Source organism: uncultured Phascolarctobacterium sp., from assembly GCF_902463975.1.
Classification (GTDB): Bacteria; Bacillota; Negativicutes; order Acidaminococcales; family Acidaminococcaceae; genus Phascolarctobacterium_A.
The window spans coordinates 139,559-157,137 of sequence record NZ_CABQHJ010000001.1; the positions used below are offsets into that span (position 1 = coordinate 139,559).

Consider the following 17,579-nt stretch of genomic DNA (forward strand, 5'->3'; position numbering starts at 1 on the left):
ATAGTCTTTCGCGCCTGCAAGTGCAAGCACTGCCATAAAAACTTTACAATCTTATTTACATTGCTTAACGAAGCCAAAGCAATTACAGATTTTTATTCTTCCACTCCGTCAGCTGACTGCTGAAGGCTTCCCACTGCTGCGGCAACGCTTCCAGCGCTGCATCGGCCTTGGCCTGCTCCCAACCGCTGAACAAGGCTGCCTCATAACGCAGCTCCTTAATCTTGGGATTTGCCGCCACCAGCTTCTCTACCATCATGGTGTTGATATAATCATCGTGCAACAGGCCCAGCATATCCTGCAGATACTTCAGACTGCGCAAAAGGCGTGCTTCCGGAGCCAGCTCCGGCACGCTCTGCAGTGCATAACGGAAGCGCTTGAGCTTGATGCGGATGCGATGCAGCTGCTCCATATTATGCAGGTCAGGATATTTTTCCGGTAACTCCAATAGCTTATTATACCAATTACCAAAACGACGCGACAAAAACTCTGCCAATGTCAGCTCCTTTTCCGGCGCAGGCACACTGTACAGCCACAAAAGCAATTGAGCCAGCTCCAGAGTCAGACGATTCAGCCGCAGTCCGCGCAGCGCCTTAGCTGCGGCTGCACCGCGCAGCTGTGTCAAAAGCTCCGTAAGCTGCGGCAGCGCAGCTTCCGCCTGCTCATGGCTGCGCTGCAGACGTGAACAGATTTGCAGTGCTACATCGTACTCCCGCACATCACCTAAAAGATTGGTGCGTGCCTTCAGCACGCCCTGCCAGTGCAAAGCATCCTGCTCAGGCAAGAGCGGCTTGCACAGCGTCAGCAGTGAGCGCAAGCGCCTGAGCTTGACGCGCAGCTGACGCATCAGGCTGCGTTCCGGGCCGCGGTTCAAAACCTCCTGCCACAGCTTGCTTACATAATAAACCTGCCACGGAAGATGGCAATACAAAAGACTCATAGCACTGTCCGCATCGTAGGCGGCCAGCTGCTTTTGGTCGAAGCAGCCGCGCAGCTGGTCAAGACGCTGTGAAAAATCCGCCTCCTCCAGCACAAATTTTGTTTTGGAGGCCAGCAGCTTCTGCAGCAGACTGTCAACAGCCTCTGCAGCTTCCGCATTCCGATATTCGAATTCAATAATTATATCCGCTATCGCCAGCAGTTTGTCGCTAACCAGCAGTGTACCCCAGGCACAATACAAGCGTACGCCGTCCATATTTTCCGGTGTAAAGCGCGTCAGGCGATATTTGTACATATCATTATCATTAAAATATTTTTCTTTGATTTTTACCTTGACGGTACTGCCAGGCAGCAGCCTTTTCGCAAGATTAAGCAGCTGCGCCTGGTTTTTTACTTCCAGCCCATGCAGACACAGCTTTTGTTTCATGTCATCTACCTCCCGGACCTTGACGCTTTTTATGCGCTTATTTGTTCTTCGGTACAATTTCCAGCCAATAATTATCAGGGTCGGTAATAAAGTAAATTCCCATAGCAGGATTTTCATAGCAAATGCAGCCCATTTCCTTATGCTTAGCATGCGCTGCTTCGTAATCATCTACCAAAAATGCCAGATGGAATTCATTTTCGCCCAAATTATAAGCTTCCTTGCGGTCACGCAGCCAGGTAAGCTCCAACAGATGCGGAGTTTTTCCGTCCGTCAGATACACCAGCATAAAGCTGCCGTCCGCAGCCTCCTTGCGGTGGTCTTCCTTCAGCCCCAAAGCCTCTTCGTAAAACTTCAGGCTTTTTTCCAAATCCAATACGTTAAAGTTATTATGTGCAAAAGTAAATTCCATATTGTACACCTCTCATTAAATTATATATTTAAAAAAACACTACCTGCTTCAAAAGCAGTGCAGCTAAAGCAATACCTGCTGCCAGTTTTCCCATAATCGCTAAAAAGCGCATCTTTGCTGCCGTCCAGGCCAAATGCATAGCATCAGCCGAAATACCTGTACGCGCCAGCTCATAGGCAAACGCAGCCGCAAAGGCACCTGCCATACCGCCGAGCAACGAGCCTAATATCGGAAAAATCAATGTACCGAGCAGAGTGCCGGCAAAGCTTCCCAAGGCAATGAAAATAACCGCGAACCAAGACACTTTACTGCGTTTGATGCCGAAAAGGCCGACGCAGAACTCCCAAAATTCGCCCAAAGCATAAATAAGCACCATAGCTGAAAGCAGCCTGCCGTTAAAGTACAACACCTCATCAAAAAAAGCAAACATCAACGATGTCAGTAAAAGCAAAGTATTCCCCGGGAGGTCGAATATTGTCAGTATCGGTCCCGATATAGCTATGAAGATTGCAAATATACGCTCAACCAGCAGTTCCATAACATGCCTCCGTCTATTTATATTGTGTTAATTATACCACATCCATAAACATACAAGTTTACTAAAGTGTCACGAGAATTAGAAATAAATGTAAAATCGTTGTGCAGCAACACAGAAAATGCTAAAATTAGTTAAGCTGAAAAATTCTTAACCAAGGAGGTTCCCTCGTGAACGATATATTGCTTACTCTTAAACCCTGGTACCCTTCCATAAGTGCCTTTCTTTTCTTTACCGTTGTCCGCTACATTTATAAAAACTTTTTCATCCGCCTTTTACGCCGTCTGAACAACAAGGTTTCCTTCAGCTACGGCGAGGATTTTCTTAACGCCTTCGAAACACCTATCAATATTGCGCTCTTTATTATTGCGTTCTATGCGGCAATCAACCTGTCGCCGTTGGCATCAATACATGATGTAAGCTTTACCGACCGCATTCTGCGCACAATTATTGTCACCAACTTTTTCTGGGGTCTTTATAACCTGATTGATACAACACACGGCGTTTTCTTTGATTTGCTAGAAAGATTCGGCATCCAGACCGATGAAGCCATCGCCAACATTCTCGCGACTGTTTTCCGTATGATTATCATCATGCTGGGCTTTGTAACCGTAGCCCGCGAGTGGAATTATGATATCAGTGCCTTCATTGCTTCCCTCAGTATCGGCTCTTTGGCTGTTGCATTTGCAGCCAAGGATGCGTTGGCCAACGTTTTCGGCAGTATGATTATTCTGCTCGACAAGCCCTTTAAAATCGGCGACTGGATTAAAGCCAACGGCATCGAAGGCATCGTTGAAAGCGTTTCCTTCCGCAGCACCTGTATCCGCACCTTTCCGCAGGAGCTTGTTTATATTCCAAACTCCCTCCTCAGCAACACGCCTATTACCAACTATACGCTGCGCGAACGTCGCCGCATCGACTTTACGCTTGGCCTGACCTACGGTACAACGGCTGCCCAAATCGAGGAATTTATCTTCAAGCTGAAAAATTATCTGGAGGATCTCACGCTTATTGATGAAAATGATGTACGCGTTCATTTCCTCACCTATAACAGCAGCAGCCTTGATATCCGTGTTGTCTGCTACGCCAAAACAGGCAAGCACCTCGAATACCTCAACATTATGCAAGAAATCAACCTGCATACATTGGAGCTTCTTGAAGAAGTCGGCGTAAGCTGCGCCTTCCCCAGCACTAGTCTTTATTTTGAAACTCCGCTGCAGGAAAATGTTACCGAACAGCCTGCCAAAGCACACGCCGAAGCTGATAAGCCAAAAGATAACAGCACCTCTGCCCGCTGCTAATTCACTATTATTTTGCAGAAAAATTTTGCAAACTGAGTTATAATAAAATAAAGAATAATTTTCCATTTTATCTCAGTTTATATTTACAGGAGGCTGCCTATGACTAACAACATTAAGCAAGCGATTATTATCGGCGGCGGTCCCGCCGGAGTAAGTGCTGCTCTTTATCTGGCGCGCGCCGGTCAAAAGGTATGCATCATTGAAAACGGACCCGGCGCACTGGCCAAAGCACATAAAATTGACAACTACTACGGCATTGCCGCTTCCGGAGCCAAGCTCTATGCAGCAGGACTGGAGCAGGCACGCTCGCTGGGCGTAGAAATTTTGCAGGATGAGGTTCTCGGCGTTGAATACACCGACTGCTTCACGCTCAGTTTGAAAAACACAGACGAGCAGCTGCAGACAGAAGCACTTATTCTGGCTACCGGCAGCAAGAATATTACGCTCAACCTTCCCGGTCTTATCGAGCTGGAGGGCAAGGGCATAAGCTACTGCGCCGTCTGCGATGGCTTCTTCTTCCGTAAGAAAAATGTTGCAGTCTTAGGCAACGGCGCCTATGCTCTGCACGAAGCTGCCTATCTTAAGCAGCTGGCAGGTAGCGTCACCATCCTGACCAACGGTCAAAGCGGTGACGCAGCCAAGTCTGCAGGCTTTGAGGTAAACACCTCTGTGCTGCAAGCAATTGAAGGCAACGGCAAGCTCAGCAGCATCCGCTTTACCGACGGCAGCACGCTGGCCGTCGACGGCTTATTTATCGCTCTTGGCACAGCAGACAGCACCGATATGGCGCGCAAGCTCGGCGCAGAGCTGAACGGACGCTTCATCCGTATCGACGGCGACGGAGCGACTAACATCCCCGGACTTTTCGCTGCCGGCGACTGCACGGGAGGCTTGATGCAGGTGGCTAAGGCAGTACACGAGGGCGCACGTGCCGGCCTGACAGCGTTAAAGTTTTTGCGCCAACATAAGACAGACGAAAACAGCAATAAATAACCAAAATTTTTACAAAAACACTGAAGGAGTGATAATTATGGCATTAGAAATTACTACAGCAAACTTTGAGCAGGAGGTTACCAATTCTACCCAAACAGTTCTCGTTGATTTTTGGGCATCCTGGTGCGGCCCCTGCCGTATGCAAGCTCCGATTCTGGAAGCCTTTGCTCAGGAGCACAGCGATATCAAGATTACCAAATGCAACGTTGATGATAATCCTGAGCTGGCAGAAAAATTTGCTATCATGAGCATCCCCAGCCTGTTGGTTTTCAAAAGCGGCAAGCTGGTAAAATCCGCAGTCGGCCTGCACGATAAGGAAGCGTTGGCAGCACTGGTAAAATAAGCCGCTGCTTAATTTCTTGACGAAAAAATCCCGGTTATGGTTTTTGAAGGAACCATGCCGGGATTTTCTTTGTTTTGAAGCATAAAAAGAACTCCCTACGAAGCACTGCATGAGCAGAGCACGTAGAGAGTTCTTTATTTTTTTTTGCTGTGCCGCTTACGCAGCACGGCTTATTTTTTATTAAGCAAGAATTTTATTCCTTGCCTGCCAGCTTTTTGTAGCCGTCCAGACGAGTCATAGCATCTTTCTCGGTCTTTTCGAACAATGCTTCCGCAGTATCCGGGAACATCTTCTGCAGGGAGCTGAAACGAACTTCGCCCATCAGGAAGTCACGGAAGTTTGCGGTAGGCTCTTTGCTATCCAGAATGAACGGATTCTTGCCTTGCTCCTTCAGTTCCGGATTGAAGCGATAGGTTGCCCAGTAACCGCAGTCAACAGCACGCTTTTCTTCGAGCTGGCTGCAGCCCATGCCAACCTTCAGGCCGTGGTTGATGCAAGGTGCGTAAGCAATAATCAGGGACGGACCATCATAAGCCTCTGCTTCGGCAATAGCCTTGAGAGTCTGATTCTTGTCGGCGCCCATAGCAACCTGTGCAACATATACATAGCCGTAGCTCATAGCCATCATGCCAAGGTCTTTCTTCTTGGTCTTTTTGCCGCTGGCAGCAAATTTAGCGATTGCCGCAGTCGGAGTAGATTTGGAGGATTGACCGCCGGTGTTGGAATATACCTCGGTATCGAATACCATGACATTGACATTCTCGCCGGATGCCAGTACATGGTCCAGACCGCCGTAGCCGATATCATAAGCCCAGCCGTCACCGCCGAAGATCCAGTGGCTGCGTTTAACAAAGAATTGCTTCTCGTCATACAGAGCAGCACATTTATCGCAGTTGTCTTTGTATTTTTCCAGTACAGCAGTCAACGCTTCGGCACGCTCACGGGTGCCTTCGCTGTCGTTGACATGCTCCAGCCAATCGGTCAGCGCAGCCCTGAGATCCTCAGGCAGCTCGCCTTCCAGCATAGCTTTTACCATGTCTTCTACACGCTCACGGGATTGTTTAACGCCCAGGAACATGCCTAAGCCATATTCAGCGTTATCCTCGAACAGGGAGTTTGCCCAGCTCGGACCATGACCTTTGCAGTTTTTGGTGTACGGCATGGACGGAGCGGATGCACCCCAGATAGAGGTACAGCCGGTTGCATTGGCAATCATCATACGGTCGCCAACCAGCTGAGTTACGAGCTTAGCATACGGAGTTTCGCCGCAGCCTGCGCACGCACCGCTGAACTCAAGCAGCGGCTGTTCGAACTGAATACCCTTCATGGTCTTCTTATTGAGCGGATTTGCCTTAGGAGCAACCTCTTTCTGGCTGTATTCCCATGCAGCAGCTTTATCAAGCTGAGTATCGAGCGGCTTCATAACGAGAGCTTTGGCTTTCGGAGCCGGGCATACCTGAGCGCAGTTGCCGCAGCCGGTGCAATCCAGCGGAGAGATGCTCATGCTGAACATCAGACCTTTAGCGCCGATAGCAGGCTTGCTCGGCAGAGTTGCCGGAGCCTTGGCAGCTTCTTCCTCAGTCATGAGAACCGGACGGATAGCAGCATGCGGGCAAACGAAGGCGCACTGGTTACATTGGATACAGGTGTCCATCTGCCATTCCGGTACGTCGATAGCGATGCCGCGTTTTTCATAAGCAGCAGTACCACTCGGGAAGGTGCCGTCAGCATAATCTGCAAAAGCACTTACCGGCAGCTTGTCGCCTTCCAGCTTGTTCATCGGAACGAGCAGCTTGTCAACGAACTCGTTGCCGGTTGCAGCTTCGGCAGCAGTATCGCCAGCCTCAGCCCAGCTTGCGGGAACATCAACAGCAACAATAGCGTCAATACCCTTGTCGATAGCAGCGTTGTTCATGTCAACAATATTCTGCCCTTTCTTGCCGTAGGAATGCTCAACAGCATCCTTCAGGTATTTAACAGCGTCAGCCAGAGGAATAATATCAGCCAGCTTGAAGAAAGCAGACTGCATAATCATGTTGATGCGGCCGCCCAGACCGATTTCCTGAGCAATCTTAACAGCATCAATAATGTAGAATTTGATATCGTTTTTAGCGATATAGCGTTTGAGCTGACCGGGCAGCTGTGCGTCGAGCTCCTCAGCGCTCCAGTTGCAGTTCAGCAGGAAGGTGCCGCCTTTTTTCAGGCCTGCGGTTACATCGTATTTATGAACATAGGACTGATTGTGTACTGCAACAAAATCGGCAGCATCAATCAGGTACGGTGCCATAATCGGAGTATGACCGAAGCGCAGGTGGGAAACGGTTACGCCGCCGGATTTTTTACTGTCGTAAGAGAAGTAGCCTTGAGCGTACATATCGGTGTGGTCACCGATGATTTTGATAGCACTCTTGTTGGCGCCGACAGTACCATCACTGCCCAAGCCCCAGAATTTGCAGCCCTTGGTGCCTGCAGGAGTTACATCAACGCCTGCTACGCACGGCAGAGAGGTATTGGTTACATCATCAGTGATGCTGATGGTGAAATTGTTTTTCGGTTCTGCACTTGCCAGATTATCGAATACAGCTACGATATCGCCGGGCAGCAGGTCCTTGGAGCCCAAGCCGTAACGGCCGCCGATAATCATAGGCTTGCGGTCGCTTGCATAGAAGGCAGCACGTACATCAAGATACAGCGGTTCGCCGAAAGCGCCCGGCTCTTTGGTGCGGTCCAGTACAGCGATGCGTTTTACGCTTTGCGGAATTGCGCCCATGAAGTGCTCGATGCTGAACGGACGATACAGGTGAACTACGAGTACGCCAACCTTTTTGCCCTCTGCGTTAAGCTTTTCAACAACAGTGCGGACAGTTTCGGAAGCAGAGCCCATGATGATGATGATATTTTCTGCATCCTCAGCGCCGTAATAATTGAACAGATGATATTCACGGCCGGTCAGCTTGCTGATTTCGCCCATGTAATCCTCTACGATTTCCGGCAGAGCATTGTAATAGGTGTTAACAGCCTCACGAGTCTGGAAGTAAATATCCGGGTTTTGTGCGGTGCCGCGAATAACAGGATTATCCGGGTTCAGGCCGCGTTTACGGAATGCATCTACCGCATCCTTATCCAGCAGCTTTTCGATGTTAGCATAATCCATAACCTCAATCTTCTGGATTTCATGGGAGGTACGGAAGCCGTCGAAGAAGTTCAGGAACGGTACACGGCCTTTGATAGCACTCAGATGTGCTACGCCTGCCAGATCCATAACCTCTTGTACGCTGCCTTCAGCCAGCAATGCAAAGCCGGTCTGACGGGTAGCCATAACGTCCTGATGGTCACCGAAGATAGACAGAGAGCTTGTTGCCAGTGCACGTGCGGAAACGTGGAAAACTGCGGGCAGCAGCTCGCCGGCCATTTTATACATATTAGGAATCATCAAAAGCAAGCCTTGAGATGCGGTGTAGGTAGTAGTCAGTGCACCTGCCTGCAGAGAGCCGTGAACTGCGCCGGAGGCACCTGCCTCGGACTGCATTTCCATCAGCTTAACGGTTTGCCCGAAAATGTTCTTTTTGCCTTGGGCAGCCCATTCATCGACAACCTCAGCCATCGGTGAGGACGGAGTAATAGGATAAATTGCAGCAACATCGGTAAATGCGTAGGAAATATACGCAGCAGCGGTGTTGCCGTCCATTGTTTTCATTTTTACCATTGGATTCCCTTCTTTCTTGAAATCACAAAATTACTTGACCTTAATTTTTACTGGAAAAACTTTCCGGTTCATATAATTAGTATACACTACTCAGCCTAGTTTGTAAAATATCTGCATAAATGTATACAGCATTTTTGCGTAAATAAAATGTGAAAAAAGATGCCGCCGATTAAGCAGCATCTTGAAAATATTTACGCCTCCAGATAAATCGCACTGTCAAGTTTTTCGGTCACATAGCCGATAATCTGCGTACTAGGAGCAACAGCTTTAAGCTCTGCCAGACAGGCATCCGCCTCCGCCGCAGGAACGGCACACAGCAGGCCTCCGCTCGTCTGCGGGTCGTAAAAAATATCCTGCAGCGCACGCGCGACAGCTCCCACAACACGCACACCTGCTTCGGCAAAATCACGGTTGCGGTATGCCCCAGCAGGAATAAAGCCCATATCCGCCACCTCGTATGCTTCCTCGTGATAGGGCACAGCCTGCGCCTTCAGGTGCACGGTAACGCCGCTGCCCTGCGCCATCTCCAGACTGTGGCCCAAAAGCGCAAAGCCTGTCACGTCGGTGCAGGCATGCACGCTGTAGTTCACAAGCACGTCATGCGCATATTTATTGAGCGTACTCATCTGCACATACAGCTTGTCGAGCAGCTCCTGCTCTACTAAGCCGGCTTTTGCCGCCGTCGTCAGGATGCCCACTCCCAAAGGCTTCGTCAAAAGCAAAACGTCACCGGGTTGCGCGCCGCTGTTCGTCCACACATTTTCAGGCTTAACAAAACCTGTCACCGCCAAGCCGTAAATCGGCTCGGTGCCGTGAATGGTGTGGCCGCCGGTGATAATTGCGCCTGCTTCATAGGCCTTGGCATAACCGCCGCGCAAAATCTCCTGCACGGTTGCCTTGTTCATTTTCTCGGGAATGCACATGATATTCAGCGCCAGCTTCGGCTCACCGCCCATAGCGTAAACATCGCTCAGAGCGTTCGTCGCCGCAATCTGTCCGTACATAAATGGATCATCGACAATCGGCGGAAAGAAATCCGTTGTCTGCACAATCGCCAGCTCGTCACTCACCCGATAAACACTGGCATCATCGCTTTTATCGTAGCCTACCAAAAGATTAGCATCATAATGCGTCTGAAAGCCTGTCAGCAAATTGCACAGCGTACCGGCACCCACCTTGGCACCGCAACCCGCACAGCTCGCCAGCTTCGTCAGCTTTACTTCGTTTTCCATAGCTCAAACCTCCGCTTATTCGGCAGCAGTATACAAAACCTCGTAGCCATCCTCCCGCTCACGCACTATCTGCTCCAGCTCCGGTGTCTGCAAAGACGCTGCATCTTCCAGCGCCTCTGTTTTAAAAAATACGCAGGTACCGCAGCTGCTGCTCAGGCTGCGCGGCACGGGGCGAACCTGCGCCTGCCAGCCGCGCTCCGCGCACAGATGCTGAAAGCGCACCGCGCCGAAGTGCGAAAAGAACGTTGCAATATACTGCATCATTTGTTTAGGGACAGAGTAAATTCGCCGTCCTGCTCCGTCACAGCAACCTTATAGCCCTGATGCTGTGCGTAACGTGTTACATTTTCCTTGGAGGTATTGTTATCCACGATTACCTCATAAGCAGCCTCGCCGCTCATCATCGCCTGACGCGTCAGGATAACAGGTTCTGGACAGGAAAGTCCTCTTGCATCAATAGTTTTCATAGCGTTTCCTCACTTTTTATATGTATTCAGATAAGCGATCACAGTAACAACAACAATACCGATAACAACAGCAATCTGACCGTTGGCAGTAGGACCGTTGCCGCTGGATGCCAAGCCGAAGTTATGCGCAAAGGCCGCACCCACGATAAAGCCCAGCAGAGTTACTGCGCTGTCGGAGTTGCCTTCACCGGACAGCACCAGCTGACGCATCGGGCAACCGCCCAAGAGTACGCAGGCAAAGCCCGCCAGGAAAAGTCCCAGCACGTTCCACAGCGCATCGGTGTGCGCAATAGGCTGCGCCGCAAAGCCAACCTTGAAGAAGGCACCGCCTGTTACAGAGGTCAGCACAACATTGCAGGCAGCAGCTGCCGCAACAACAGCCACAAAGCCCCACAGCATTTTAGTTTCTCTAAAGAGAATAAAATCGCGGATACCAGCAATCATGCAGAAGCGTGTGCGCTGCGTAAGATAACCGACTGCCACTGCAGCAATCAGGCTCACAGCAACAGCCGCATGCTTGGCACCGGGACCGCCACCCGCCTTGGTAAAGTGGATGAAGGCCGGTGCGGCAACGAGCAGCACCAACAGCACAACGGCAATCACCGACATAATGCTGCCTTCCGCCGCCGTCATCTTATAGGTACGCTTCAGGCTGTAGCCTCGGTTCAGGAAGAAAATGCCGGCATAAATGCCTGCCGCAAAACCAACCAGACCGACAACAGCGTTCAAATCACCGCCGGCAATACGCAGCAGCATTCTGAACGGACAGCCCAAAAACATCAGACAGCCGATCATCGCAAAAAAGCCCAATACAAAACGCGTCAGCGGAGAGCTGCCGCCCTTCGGCGAAAATTCTCCGTGCAGATATGCAGCCCCCAGCGCACCCAGCACCAGACCGCTGATTTCCGGACGGATGTACTGCACAGCCTTGGCGGCATGCAGGCCCAAGCCGCCGGCAGTATCACGCAAAAAACAGGCAATACACAGGCCCATGTTGGCCGGATTGCCGAAAAACACCAGCATTGCTGCCACCAGACCGATAATCGCGCCTGTCGCAACAATCGTTATTTGTTCATTTTTCATAAAAGCCTCCCCAAAATATTCTTTCGACAAAAGTATATCATAGCCCACATGCTTATACCAATATCATTTATAGATAAAGCTGATTGATTTATTAGCTTTTCAGATAATTATATGATAGAATATGCGTAACATGAGGAGGTACGAAAAATGCAGCAAATTTATCTCGACAACGCCAGCACCACCTTTCCCAAGCCAGAGGCAGTTGCTGACGCAGTTTATCAATATATTACCCATACAGGCACCAACATCAGCCGCGGTACCTGCGCAACTAATACCGAGGACCTTGTTTTTGCCACACGCGAACTGCTTTGCCGCTTTTTCGGCGGCGAGGACAGCAAAAATGTTGTCTTTACGAAGAACATTACCGAAAGCCTGAATATCATCATCAAGGGACTGCTGCATAGCGGCGACCATGTGCTGGTGAGTGCAATGGAGCACAACGCCGTCATGCGTCCGCTCCAGCAAATTGGCACAGAGCTGACTGCAGGCAACGCTCCCACTGACGCTATCACCTTCAGCCGCATCCCCTGCGACGCGGAGGGAGCGCTGTGCTTGGACGCTTTACCGCAGCTGGTGCGCCCCAACACCAAGGCTATCATCATGACGCACGCCAGCAATGTCTGCGGCACGCTGCAGCCCTTGGCAGCAATCGGCAGCTTCTGCCACAAACACAATTTGAAATTCATCGTCGACAGTGCGCAAAGCGCCGGCGTCATTCCCATCAACATGCAGGAAATGCACATTGACGCCCTCGCCTTTACGGGGCACAAGGGACTTTTGGCACCGCAGGGCATCGGCGGTTTTGTGCTGCGTGAAAGCATGATTGACGAAATAACACCGCTCATTGTCGGCGGCACCGGCAGCCTCAGCCATACGGAGCACACCCCACGCTTCATGCCCGATAAATTTGAAGCAGGCACGCTCAACCTGCCGGGCATCGCCGGTCTGCATGCTTCCCTCATCTGGCTGCAGCAACAGGGCATTGACAAAATCCGCACGCACGAGCTGACGCTTACGCAGCAGTTTTTAGACGGACTGCAGCAATTAGAAGCGCAAAACTTATTGCGCATCGTCGGTAAAAAGAACTGTAGCGAGCGCGTAGGCGTAGTTTCCATCATTACAGATATAATGGATATCGCAGAGCTGGCCTTCATTCTGGCGGACAAATACGCCATTGCTACGCGCGTAGGCCTGCACTGCGCTCCCAACGCCCACAAAACGCTCGGAACCTATCCCACAGGCACACTGCGCTTTTCCTTCGGCTGGCACAACACAGCAGAGGAAGTCAATATCGCGCTGCAGGCTTTAGAAGAGGTGCTCGCCCATGGACTTTAAACAGCTGCAAAGCTTTGTCACCGTAGTACAGGAGGAAAGCTTCACGCAGGCTGCAGGCAGGCTTTTCGTATCGCAGTCCACCGTCAGCACGCACATTCACCAGCTGGAAAGCGAGCTTAACACCAAGCTGATTCTGCGTACCACCAAAAGCCTGCAGATAACACCCAAGGGACGCGAGCTTTACGAATACGCACTGAATATTCTGGAGCTGAAGGAGCGCATGATTCAGGCCTGCTCCATCGAAAGCCGGCGCATCATCCACCTCGGTGCCTCCACCATCCCCTCAGCTTATATCCTGCCGCAGCTTTTGGCGGATTTCGGCAGACTGCATCAGGATATTTACTTTATCATTCACCAGAGCGACAGCCAAGGCATCATCAACGGCCTTAAAGACGGCCTCTTCAACCTCGGCTTCATCGGCATGAGCTGCGAGGACAGCGACTTCTGCTGCCTGCCCTTCTGCAAGGACCGCATGGTAGTCATCACCCCGGTCAACGAGCATTTTCTGCAGTATAAGCAGCAAAAGGAAAATGTGCTGCCGGAGCTTTTACGAGAGCCGCTGATTCTGCGCGAAAAGGGCAGCGGCAGCAAAAAAATGGCCGACAACTTTCTGGCGCACAGCGGTATTTCCGAGGACGAGCTGCAGATTATTGCCCGCGTCAACGATCAGGAAACTATCAAAAACCTTGTCGCCGGCGGTATGGGAATTTCCATTATCTCGGAAAAGGCGGCGCACAACTTTCTGCAGGAAAAACGTTTGCTGGCCTTCGAGCTGCCGCAGGCTTTTTCCGAACGCAGCCTCTATCTCATCTACCGCAAAAATTATCTGCTGCCAAGCTACGTCAAGGAGTTTCTCGGCTTCATCAGCCAAAGCAAATTATAGGCATAACAAAACGAGTACGCACAGGACGAATCCGGCGTACTCGTTATCTTTTACATATTTACTTAACAATCGTCACAGGCACATTAGCGTTTTCCGCGATGACACTGCTGACACTATTGCGGAACAAGCCTTCCAAAACTCCCATGCCTCTGCTGCCCAGCACGATACCGTCACAATCCTGCTCACCTGCCGCGCGCAGGATGCTTTCGGCAATATCGTTGTCGTTTTCCAGCAAATAGGTACAGTCGATGCTTTTGCCGCTGAGAACCGCATGTGCGGCATCAAGCACTTCATCACCCATCTGAGCATACAGGCAGTCGCTTCCAAATTCCACAATATGCTGTTTCATTCTGCCGGAAACCACCGTCATAATTACCAGCGAGCCACGCGTATAGCTTACAAGCTCACAGGCATATTCCAATGCTCTCCAGGAATGCTCCGTACCGTCAATAGGTACCAGTATGCGTTTCAGCATTTTATTTTACAATCAGCACAGGTACATTTGCATATTGAGCAACCTTAGAGCTTACGCTGCCAAGGAAGAATTCAGCAATACCGGAAAGGCCACGGCTGCCGATGATGATTGCATCTGCGCCGGTCTTTTTAGCCATAGCGATGATGCGTTCGGACGGATGGCCTACCTCCAGGCTGAACTTGGTTTCTCCCTCGTAGGTGCTCAAGCGCTCCTGCGCCATTTCGAGAACCTTGTCACCGATTTTCTCCAGCTCACTGTTGCCTTGGCTTACAGTTGCGTGATCCAGAGGCACTGCCAGCAAAGCAGCATTATTATATGGTTGGATTACATTGATTACATGCAGTTCGCCGCCAAACTTTTTGCCAAGCTCTACAGCAGTATCCAGTGCTCTCCAGGAGCCTTCACTGCCATCTACAGGAACAAGAATCTTTTTAAACATAACAACGCACCTCCATAATAATGCACATGTTGTAATTTATTTATTATATTTTTTACAAGAAGAGGCTTTTTTCTTCTTACGTTATATATTCTGCCTTAGCGCAAAAAATCCTGCCTGAATTATTCGCGGCCGCGATTTTTTCTTTTTTCGTGGATGCGGGCAGACTTCTTGCTGAATTTTTTCGGTTCGTCAGCCAGCTTTGCCAACTCGGAGGGGGATTGCTCCTTAGCCTCAGCAAAGTTTTCGCCCTTCACGAAGCGGAAGTAAATCGCAATGCCGGCAATCAGCACCAGAGGAATGCTGCCGATAATATAACGGTAGCTTTGCGGCGCAGCCATGGTGATAAAGTCATAGATAACGATACATGCAGGCACCAGGATAATCTGTCCCATGCGGGCGAGGAAGCCGTCCTTACCCATAAAGCGCACTACCATGCCATAAGCCAAAAAGGCTACCGCAAAGGAAACGAAAGACATAAATACCAGAAACGCAAAAAACTCAAAATTCATCTAAAAAAGCACCTTCCTTAATTCTTCTGTCCGCAGGCACGGGCACCAATGACGCGCGCCGCCCAGACACCGCTGGCACTCGCCTGCGATAATCCGCGTGTAATACCGGCACCATCGCCTACCGCAAACATATTCGCAACCTTGGTTTCCAGATTGCTGTCCAGCTCGAGGCGTGCGCTGTAGAATTTTACCTCTACGCCGTAAAGCAGCGTATCCGCATTCGCCATACCGGGAGCAATCTTATCCAAAGCATAAATCATTTCAATAATATCATCTAGATGGCGTTTAGGCAAGACCAAACTTAAATCTCCCGGCGTTGCACTGAGCGTCGGTTTGGTAAAGCTCTTAAGCATGCGCTTCTCATTCGTGCGTCTGCCCTTCACCAGATCGCCAAAGCGCTGCACCAGCACGCCGCCTCCCAGCATGTTGGAGAACGAAGCGATACGCTTGCCGTACTGCAGCGGCTCATGAAAGGGCTCGGTGAACTTGCTGCTTACCAAAAGCGCAAAGTTGGTGTTCTTGCTGTGCATCTTGGGGTCGCGGAAGCTGTGGCCGTTAACAGTAATAATACCGTCCGTGTTTTCCGCTACCACATAGCCGTAGGGATTCATACAGAAAGTACGCACAACGTCATTATAAAGCGAAGTGCGGTACAAAATTTTTGCCTCATACACCTCGTCGGTGATATGCTTGAACACCTCTGCCGGCACCTCCACGCGCACGCCGATATCCACCTGATTGTTGATAAAATCAAGGCCCATCTTAGCGCACTGCTCCGTATACCATTCCGCACCGGCGCGGCCGGGAGCAGCAATAAGATACTTGCAGGCAACCTTCTCGCCCTTATTCAGCTCCAGCACGAAGGTTCCGTCCTCCTGATGGCAGATTTCTTCAACCGCGGTATTGCAGCGGATTTCAATCTTATCCTCCAAAAACTTATGGATGTTTTCCATAATCACGAGGTTGTTTTCCGTACCCAGATGGCGTACCTTGGCGTTCAGCAGATGCAAGTCGTATTTCAGCGCCTGCACGCCTATTTTGCTGTTCTTGGTAGAAAAATATTCACCGGGAGCACCATGACGGCAGTTTAGCTCATCAACATAATCAATCAGCTCGATAACCTTGTCCTCCTGCAGATATTCGTTCAACCAGCCGCCGAATTCCGTCGTAAAATTATATTTGCCGTCCGAAAAAGCACCTGCACCGCCAAAGCCGCGCATAATACTGCAGGGGTTGCAGTTAATGCAGTGGTCAACCTTTTTGGCAGCCAGTGGGCAGAAGCGCTTTTCAATCGTATTGCCGGCCTCCAGCATAATAACCTTCAGCTGCGGATACTTCAGCACAAACTCATAGGCAGCAAAAATAGCGGCAGGACCGCCACCGATAATGGCAACATCATACATAAATTCTCCTCCTCGTCATCTCCCATAAAAAAACCGCAGCCTTATTTTTTACTGCGGTTTATCAGCTTATTGCTGTTGTTCCTGCTGCTTGCGCAGGTAGCTCGGCTGCGGCGAGCCGTTGTTGATATCCTTGTAGCTCTCTGCCATACGCATAAAATCGGTTACCAGGTAATCGGCCTCACCCATCACCACCAGAGCATGGGTAGCGTTCTTTTCCAGAAACGGCAAAATCTTTTCGAGATTTTCTTTTTTATCTACCAGCTCCACAATAACCGGGAAATTGGCATTGCCGCTGATAAATGTGCTGACAGCACGTCCGACGCCGCGCACCTTGCTGGCATAGCCTTCAATACCCTTGATAACAGTACCGCCGGCAAGGCCTAAGGAGCGTGCTTCACGCAGAATTGCTTTATAAAGCGGAATATCCTCAAAGAGAACATCCTCGCCTGTATAAATCTTTAAATACGAGGTTTTGTTAAATTCTAAAGCCATGGTTCTACACCTCCAGCTATCATTTCAATTTTGCTTATATTATTATAATTCGGCGCTAAGTAAACAATTCCTGCAATATACAGGCAAAAAATTCTTATCCTTGCATTTAGGACTTGTCAGCAGAACGATAATACTTTATGATATAAGCGTATGATTTGATTATTGAAAGAGGGTTTTAAGCATGACAAATTTACATACCGGACTCACCGGCACCGCTAACGTAACCGTAACCGAGGCTAATATTGCCGCTACTATGAAAAGCGGCTCCTTGGCTGTTTTTGCCACTCCCGCTATGTGCGCACTGATGGAGGAGGCTGCCTGCGCCGCAGTCAATGCTCATCTGGAGGAGGGCAGCGGCACTGTAGGCATCAGCCTGAATATTACACATGACCGCGCTACCGCTATGGGCGACAGTGTTACCGCTACCGCTAAGCTGACTGCGGTTGACGGACGCAAGCTGACCTTTGAGGTGAGTGCTGCTGACAGCAAGGGTGTTATCGGTAAGGGTACGCATGAGCGTTTTATTATTGATAATGAAAAGTTTATGGCGAAGGTGAATAAGTAAGGTCAACAAGGCAAAAAAAGAATACTGAAAGCTAAAAAGCTGTTTC

The 17,579-nt window shown here is 50.1% G+C and carries 19 protein-coding genes; 6 read left to right on the forward strand and 13 right to left on the reverse strand.

Annotation, left to right across the window (positions count from 1 at the left end; all coding sequences use genetic code 11):
* Positions 1 to 82 precede the first annotated feature (82 nt).
* The 3 genes from RDW05_RS00630 to RDW05_RS00640 are packed head-to-tail and all read right to left on the reverse strand — an operon-like array spanning position 83 to position 2,310.
* A complete protein-coding gene (locus RDW05_RS00630) occupies positions 83 to 1,363 on the reverse strand; it encodes a CHAD domain-containing protein (protein WP_304257447.1) in 1,281 nt (426 codons plus the stop codon).
* A 37-nt stretch (positions 1,364 to 1,400) separates the two neighbouring features.
* A complete protein-coding gene (locus RDW05_RS00635; protein ID WP_021720319.1) occupies positions 1,401 to 1,772 on the reverse strand; it encodes a VOC family protein in 372 nt (123 codons plus the stop codon).
* Between the two features lie 28 nt (positions 1,773 to 1,800).
* Complete coding sequence (locus RDW05_RS00640; RefSeq protein ID WP_293725022.1) at positions 1,801 to 2,310, reverse strand: DUF456 family protein; 510 nt, start codon at positions 2,308 to 2,310, stop codon at positions 1,801 to 1,803.
* A gap of 167 nt (positions 2,311 to 2,477) precedes the next feature.
* On the opposite strand from RDW05_RS00640, the gene RDW05_RS00645 reads away from it, so the two are divergent.
* The 3 genes from RDW05_RS00645 (at position 2,478) to trxA (ending at position 4,944) form a co-directional block, all read left to right on the forward strand.
* On the forward strand, positions 2,478 to 3,608 hold the full coding sequence (locus RDW05_RS00645) for a mechanosensitive ion channel family protein (protein ID WP_307977464.1): 1,131 nt from the start codon (positions 2,478 to 2,480) through the stop codon (positions 3,606 to 3,608).
* Between the two features lie 99 nt (positions 3,609 to 3,707).
* Entirely contained in the window at positions 3,708 to 4,601 is an 894-nt protein-coding gene (locus RDW05_RS00650) for an NAD(P)/FAD-dependent oxidoreductase (RefSeq protein WP_304257445.1), read from the forward strand.
* A 37-nt stretch (positions 4,602 to 4,638) separates the two neighbouring features.
* Positions 4,639 to 4,944, forward strand: coding sequence for a thioredoxin (gene trxA, locus RDW05_RS00655; protein ID WP_009146017.1), 306 nt, complete (start codon positions 4,639 to 4,641; stop codon positions 4,942 to 4,944).
* A gap of 193 nt (positions 4,945 to 5,137) precedes the next feature.
* Here trxA and nifJ read toward each other — a convergent pair whose 3' ends face one another.
* The 5 genes from nifJ to yedE form a co-directional block, all read right to left on the reverse strand.
* Positions 5,138 to 8,650 carry a pyruvate:ferredoxin (flavodoxin) oxidoreductase gene (gene nifJ, locus RDW05_RS00660; protein ID WP_307977465.1) on the reverse strand — a complete coding sequence of 1,171 codons (3,513 nt, stop codon included), beginning with the start codon at positions 8,648 to 8,650 and terminating at the stop codon, positions 5,138 to 5,140.
* 191 nt (positions 8,651 to 8,841) lie between these two features.
* Entirely contained in the window at positions 8,842 to 9,882 is a 1,041-nt protein-coding gene (gene selD / locus RDW05_RS00665) for a selenide, water dikinase SelD (protein ID WP_307977466.1), read from the reverse strand.
* Positions 9,883 to 9,897: 15 nt separating this feature from the next.
* Complete coding sequence (locus tag RDW05_RS00670; protein WP_021720326.1) at positions 9,898 to 10,146, reverse strand: DUF3343 domain-containing protein; 249 nt, start codon at positions 10,144 to 10,146, stop codon at positions 9,898 to 9,900.
* On the reverse strand, positions 10,143 to 10,349 hold the full coding sequence (locus RDW05_RS00675) for a sulfurtransferase TusA family protein (protein WP_307977467.1): 207 nt from the start codon (positions 10,347 to 10,349) through the stop codon (positions 10,143 to 10,145). The genes RDW05_RS00670 and RDW05_RS00675 overlap by 4 nt, the downstream gene beginning before the upstream one ends.
* Positions 10,350 to 10,358: 9 nt before the next feature.
* Positions 10,359 to 11,432: a YedE family putative selenium transporter gene (yedE, locus tag RDW05_RS00680; RefSeq protein WP_307977468.1), complete on the reverse strand. Its 1,074-nt coding sequence runs from the start codon at positions 11,430 to 11,432 to the stop codon at positions 10,359 to 10,361.
* Positions 11,433 to 11,579: 147 nt separating this feature from the next.
* Between yedE and RDW05_RS00685 the strand changes: the two genes are divergently transcribed.
* Together RDW05_RS00685 and RDW05_RS00690 are read left to right on the forward strand one after the other, a co-directional pair.
* Positions 11,580 to 12,767, forward strand: a complete 1,188-nt coding sequence (locus tag RDW05_RS00685) for an aminotransferase class V-fold PLP-dependent enzyme (RefSeq protein ID WP_307977469.1) — start codon at positions 11,580 to 11,582, stop codon at positions 12,765 to 12,767.
* Complete coding sequence (locus RDW05_RS00690; RefSeq protein WP_307977470.1) at positions 12,757 to 13,650, forward strand: selenium metabolism-associated LysR family transcriptional regulator; 894 nt, start codon at positions 12,757 to 12,759, stop codon at positions 13,648 to 13,650. The genes RDW05_RS00685 and RDW05_RS00690 overlap by 11 nt, the downstream gene beginning before the upstream one ends.
* Before the next feature lie 58 nt (positions 13,651 to 13,708).
* Here the strand turns inward: RDW05_RS00690 and RDW05_RS00695 are convergent, their stop codons facing one another.
* The 5 genes from RDW05_RS00695 to RDW05_RS00715 form a co-directional block, all read right to left on the reverse strand.
* On the reverse strand, positions 13,709 to 14,125 hold the full coding sequence (locus RDW05_RS00695; protein WP_307977471.1) for a universal stress protein: 417 nt from the start codon (positions 14,123 to 14,125) through the stop codon (positions 13,709 to 13,711).
* A 1-nt stretch (position 14,126) separates the two neighbouring features.
* Positions 14,127 to 14,564: a universal stress protein gene (locus RDW05_RS00700; RefSeq protein ID WP_293692917.1), complete on the reverse strand. Its 438-nt coding sequence runs from the start codon at positions 14,562 to 14,564 to the stop codon at positions 14,127 to 14,129.
* Between the two features lie 119 nt (positions 14,565 to 14,683).
* A complete protein-coding gene (locus RDW05_RS00705; protein WP_210683747.1) occupies positions 14,684 to 15,073 on the reverse strand; it encodes a hypothetical protein in 390 nt (129 codons plus the stop codon).
* Between the two features lie 17 nt (positions 15,074 to 15,090).
* A complete protein-coding gene (locus tag RDW05_RS00710; RefSeq protein WP_307977472.1) occupies positions 15,091 to 16,476 on the reverse strand; it encodes an NAD(P)/FAD-dependent oxidoreductase in 1,386 nt (461 codons plus the stop codon).
* Between the two features lie 66 nt (positions 16,477 to 16,542).
* Positions 16,543 to 16,968: a DUF190 domain-containing protein gene (locus tag RDW05_RS00715; protein ID WP_307977473.1), complete on the reverse strand. Its 426-nt coding sequence runs from the start codon at positions 16,966 to 16,968 to the stop codon at positions 16,543 to 16,545.
* 181 nt (positions 16,969 to 17,149) lie between these two features.
* Between RDW05_RS00715 and RDW05_RS00720 the strand changes: the two genes are divergently transcribed.
* Complete coding sequence (locus RDW05_RS00720) at positions 17,150 to 17,533, forward strand: thioesterase family protein (RefSeq protein WP_021720335.1); 384 nt, start codon at positions 17,150 to 17,152, stop codon at positions 17,531 to 17,533.
* Positions 17,534 to 17,579 lie beyond the last annotated feature (46 nt).

Coding starts and splice junctions, on each gene's coding strand:
- RDW05_RS00630 (WP_304257447.1), bottom strand. CDS start 1,363: ATGAAACAAAAGCTGTGTCTGCATGGGCTGGAAGTAAAAAACCAGGCG.
- RDW05_RS00635 (WP_021720319.1), bottom strand. CDS start 1,772: ATGGAATTTACTTTTGCACATAATAACTTTAACGTATTGGATTTGGAA.
- RDW05_RS00640 (WP_293725022.1), bottom strand. CDS start 2,310: ATGGAACTGCTGGTTGAGCGTATATTTGCAATCTTCATAGCTATATCG.
- RDW05_RS00650 (WP_304257445.1), top strand. CDS start 3,708: ATGACTAACAACATTAAGCAAGCGATTATTATCGGCGGCGGTCCCGCC.
- trxA (WP_009146017.1), top strand. CDS start 4,639: ATGGCATTAGAAATTACTACAGCAAACTTTGAGCAGGAGGTTACCAAT.
- nifJ (WP_307977465.1), bottom strand. CDS start 8,650: ATGGTAAAAATGAAAACAATGGACGGCAACACCGCTGCTGCGTATATT.
- selD (WP_307977466.1), bottom strand. CDS start 9,882: ATGGAAAACGAAGTAAAGCTGACGAAGCTGGCGAGCTGTGCGGGTTGC.
- RDW05_RS00670 (WP_021720326.1), bottom strand. CDS start 10,146: ATGATGCAGTATATTGCAACGTTCTTTTCGCACTTCGGCGCGGTGCGC.
- RDW05_RS00675 (WP_307977467.1), bottom strand. CDS start 10,349: ATGAAAACTATTGATGCAAGAGGACTTTCCTGTCCAGAACCTGTTATC.
- yedE (WP_307977468.1), bottom strand. CDS start 11,432: ATGAAAAATGAACAAATAACGATTGTTGCGACAGGCGCGATTATCGGT.
- RDW05_RS00685 (WP_307977469.1), top strand. CDS start 11,580: ATGCAGCAAATTTATCTCGACAACGCCAGCACCACCTTTCCCAAGCCA.
- RDW05_RS00690 (WP_307977470.1), top strand. CDS start 12,757: ATGGACTTTAAACAGCTGCAAAGCTTTGTCACCGTAGTACAGGAGGAA.
- RDW05_RS00695 (WP_307977471.1), bottom strand. CDS start 14,125: ATGCTGAAACGCATACTGGTACCTATTGACGGTACGGAGCATTCCTGG.
- RDW05_RS00700 (WP_293692917.1), bottom strand. CDS start 14,564: ATGTTTAAAAAGATTCTTGTTCCTGTAGATGGCAGTGAAGGCTCCTGG.
- RDW05_RS00705 (WP_210683747.1), bottom strand. CDS start 15,073: ATGAATTTTGAGTTTTTTGCGTTTCTGGTATTTATGTCTTTCGTTTCC.
- RDW05_RS00710 (WP_307977472.1), bottom strand. CDS start 16,476: ATGTATGATGTTGCCATTATCGGTGGCGGTCCTGCCGCTATTTTTGCT.
- RDW05_RS00715 (WP_307977473.1), bottom strand. CDS start 16,968: ATGGCTTTAGAATTTAACAAAACCTCGTATTTAAAGATTTATACAGGC.
- RDW05_RS00720 (WP_021720335.1), top strand. CDS start 17,150: ATGACAAATTTACATACCGGACTCACCGGCACCGCTAACGTAACCGTA.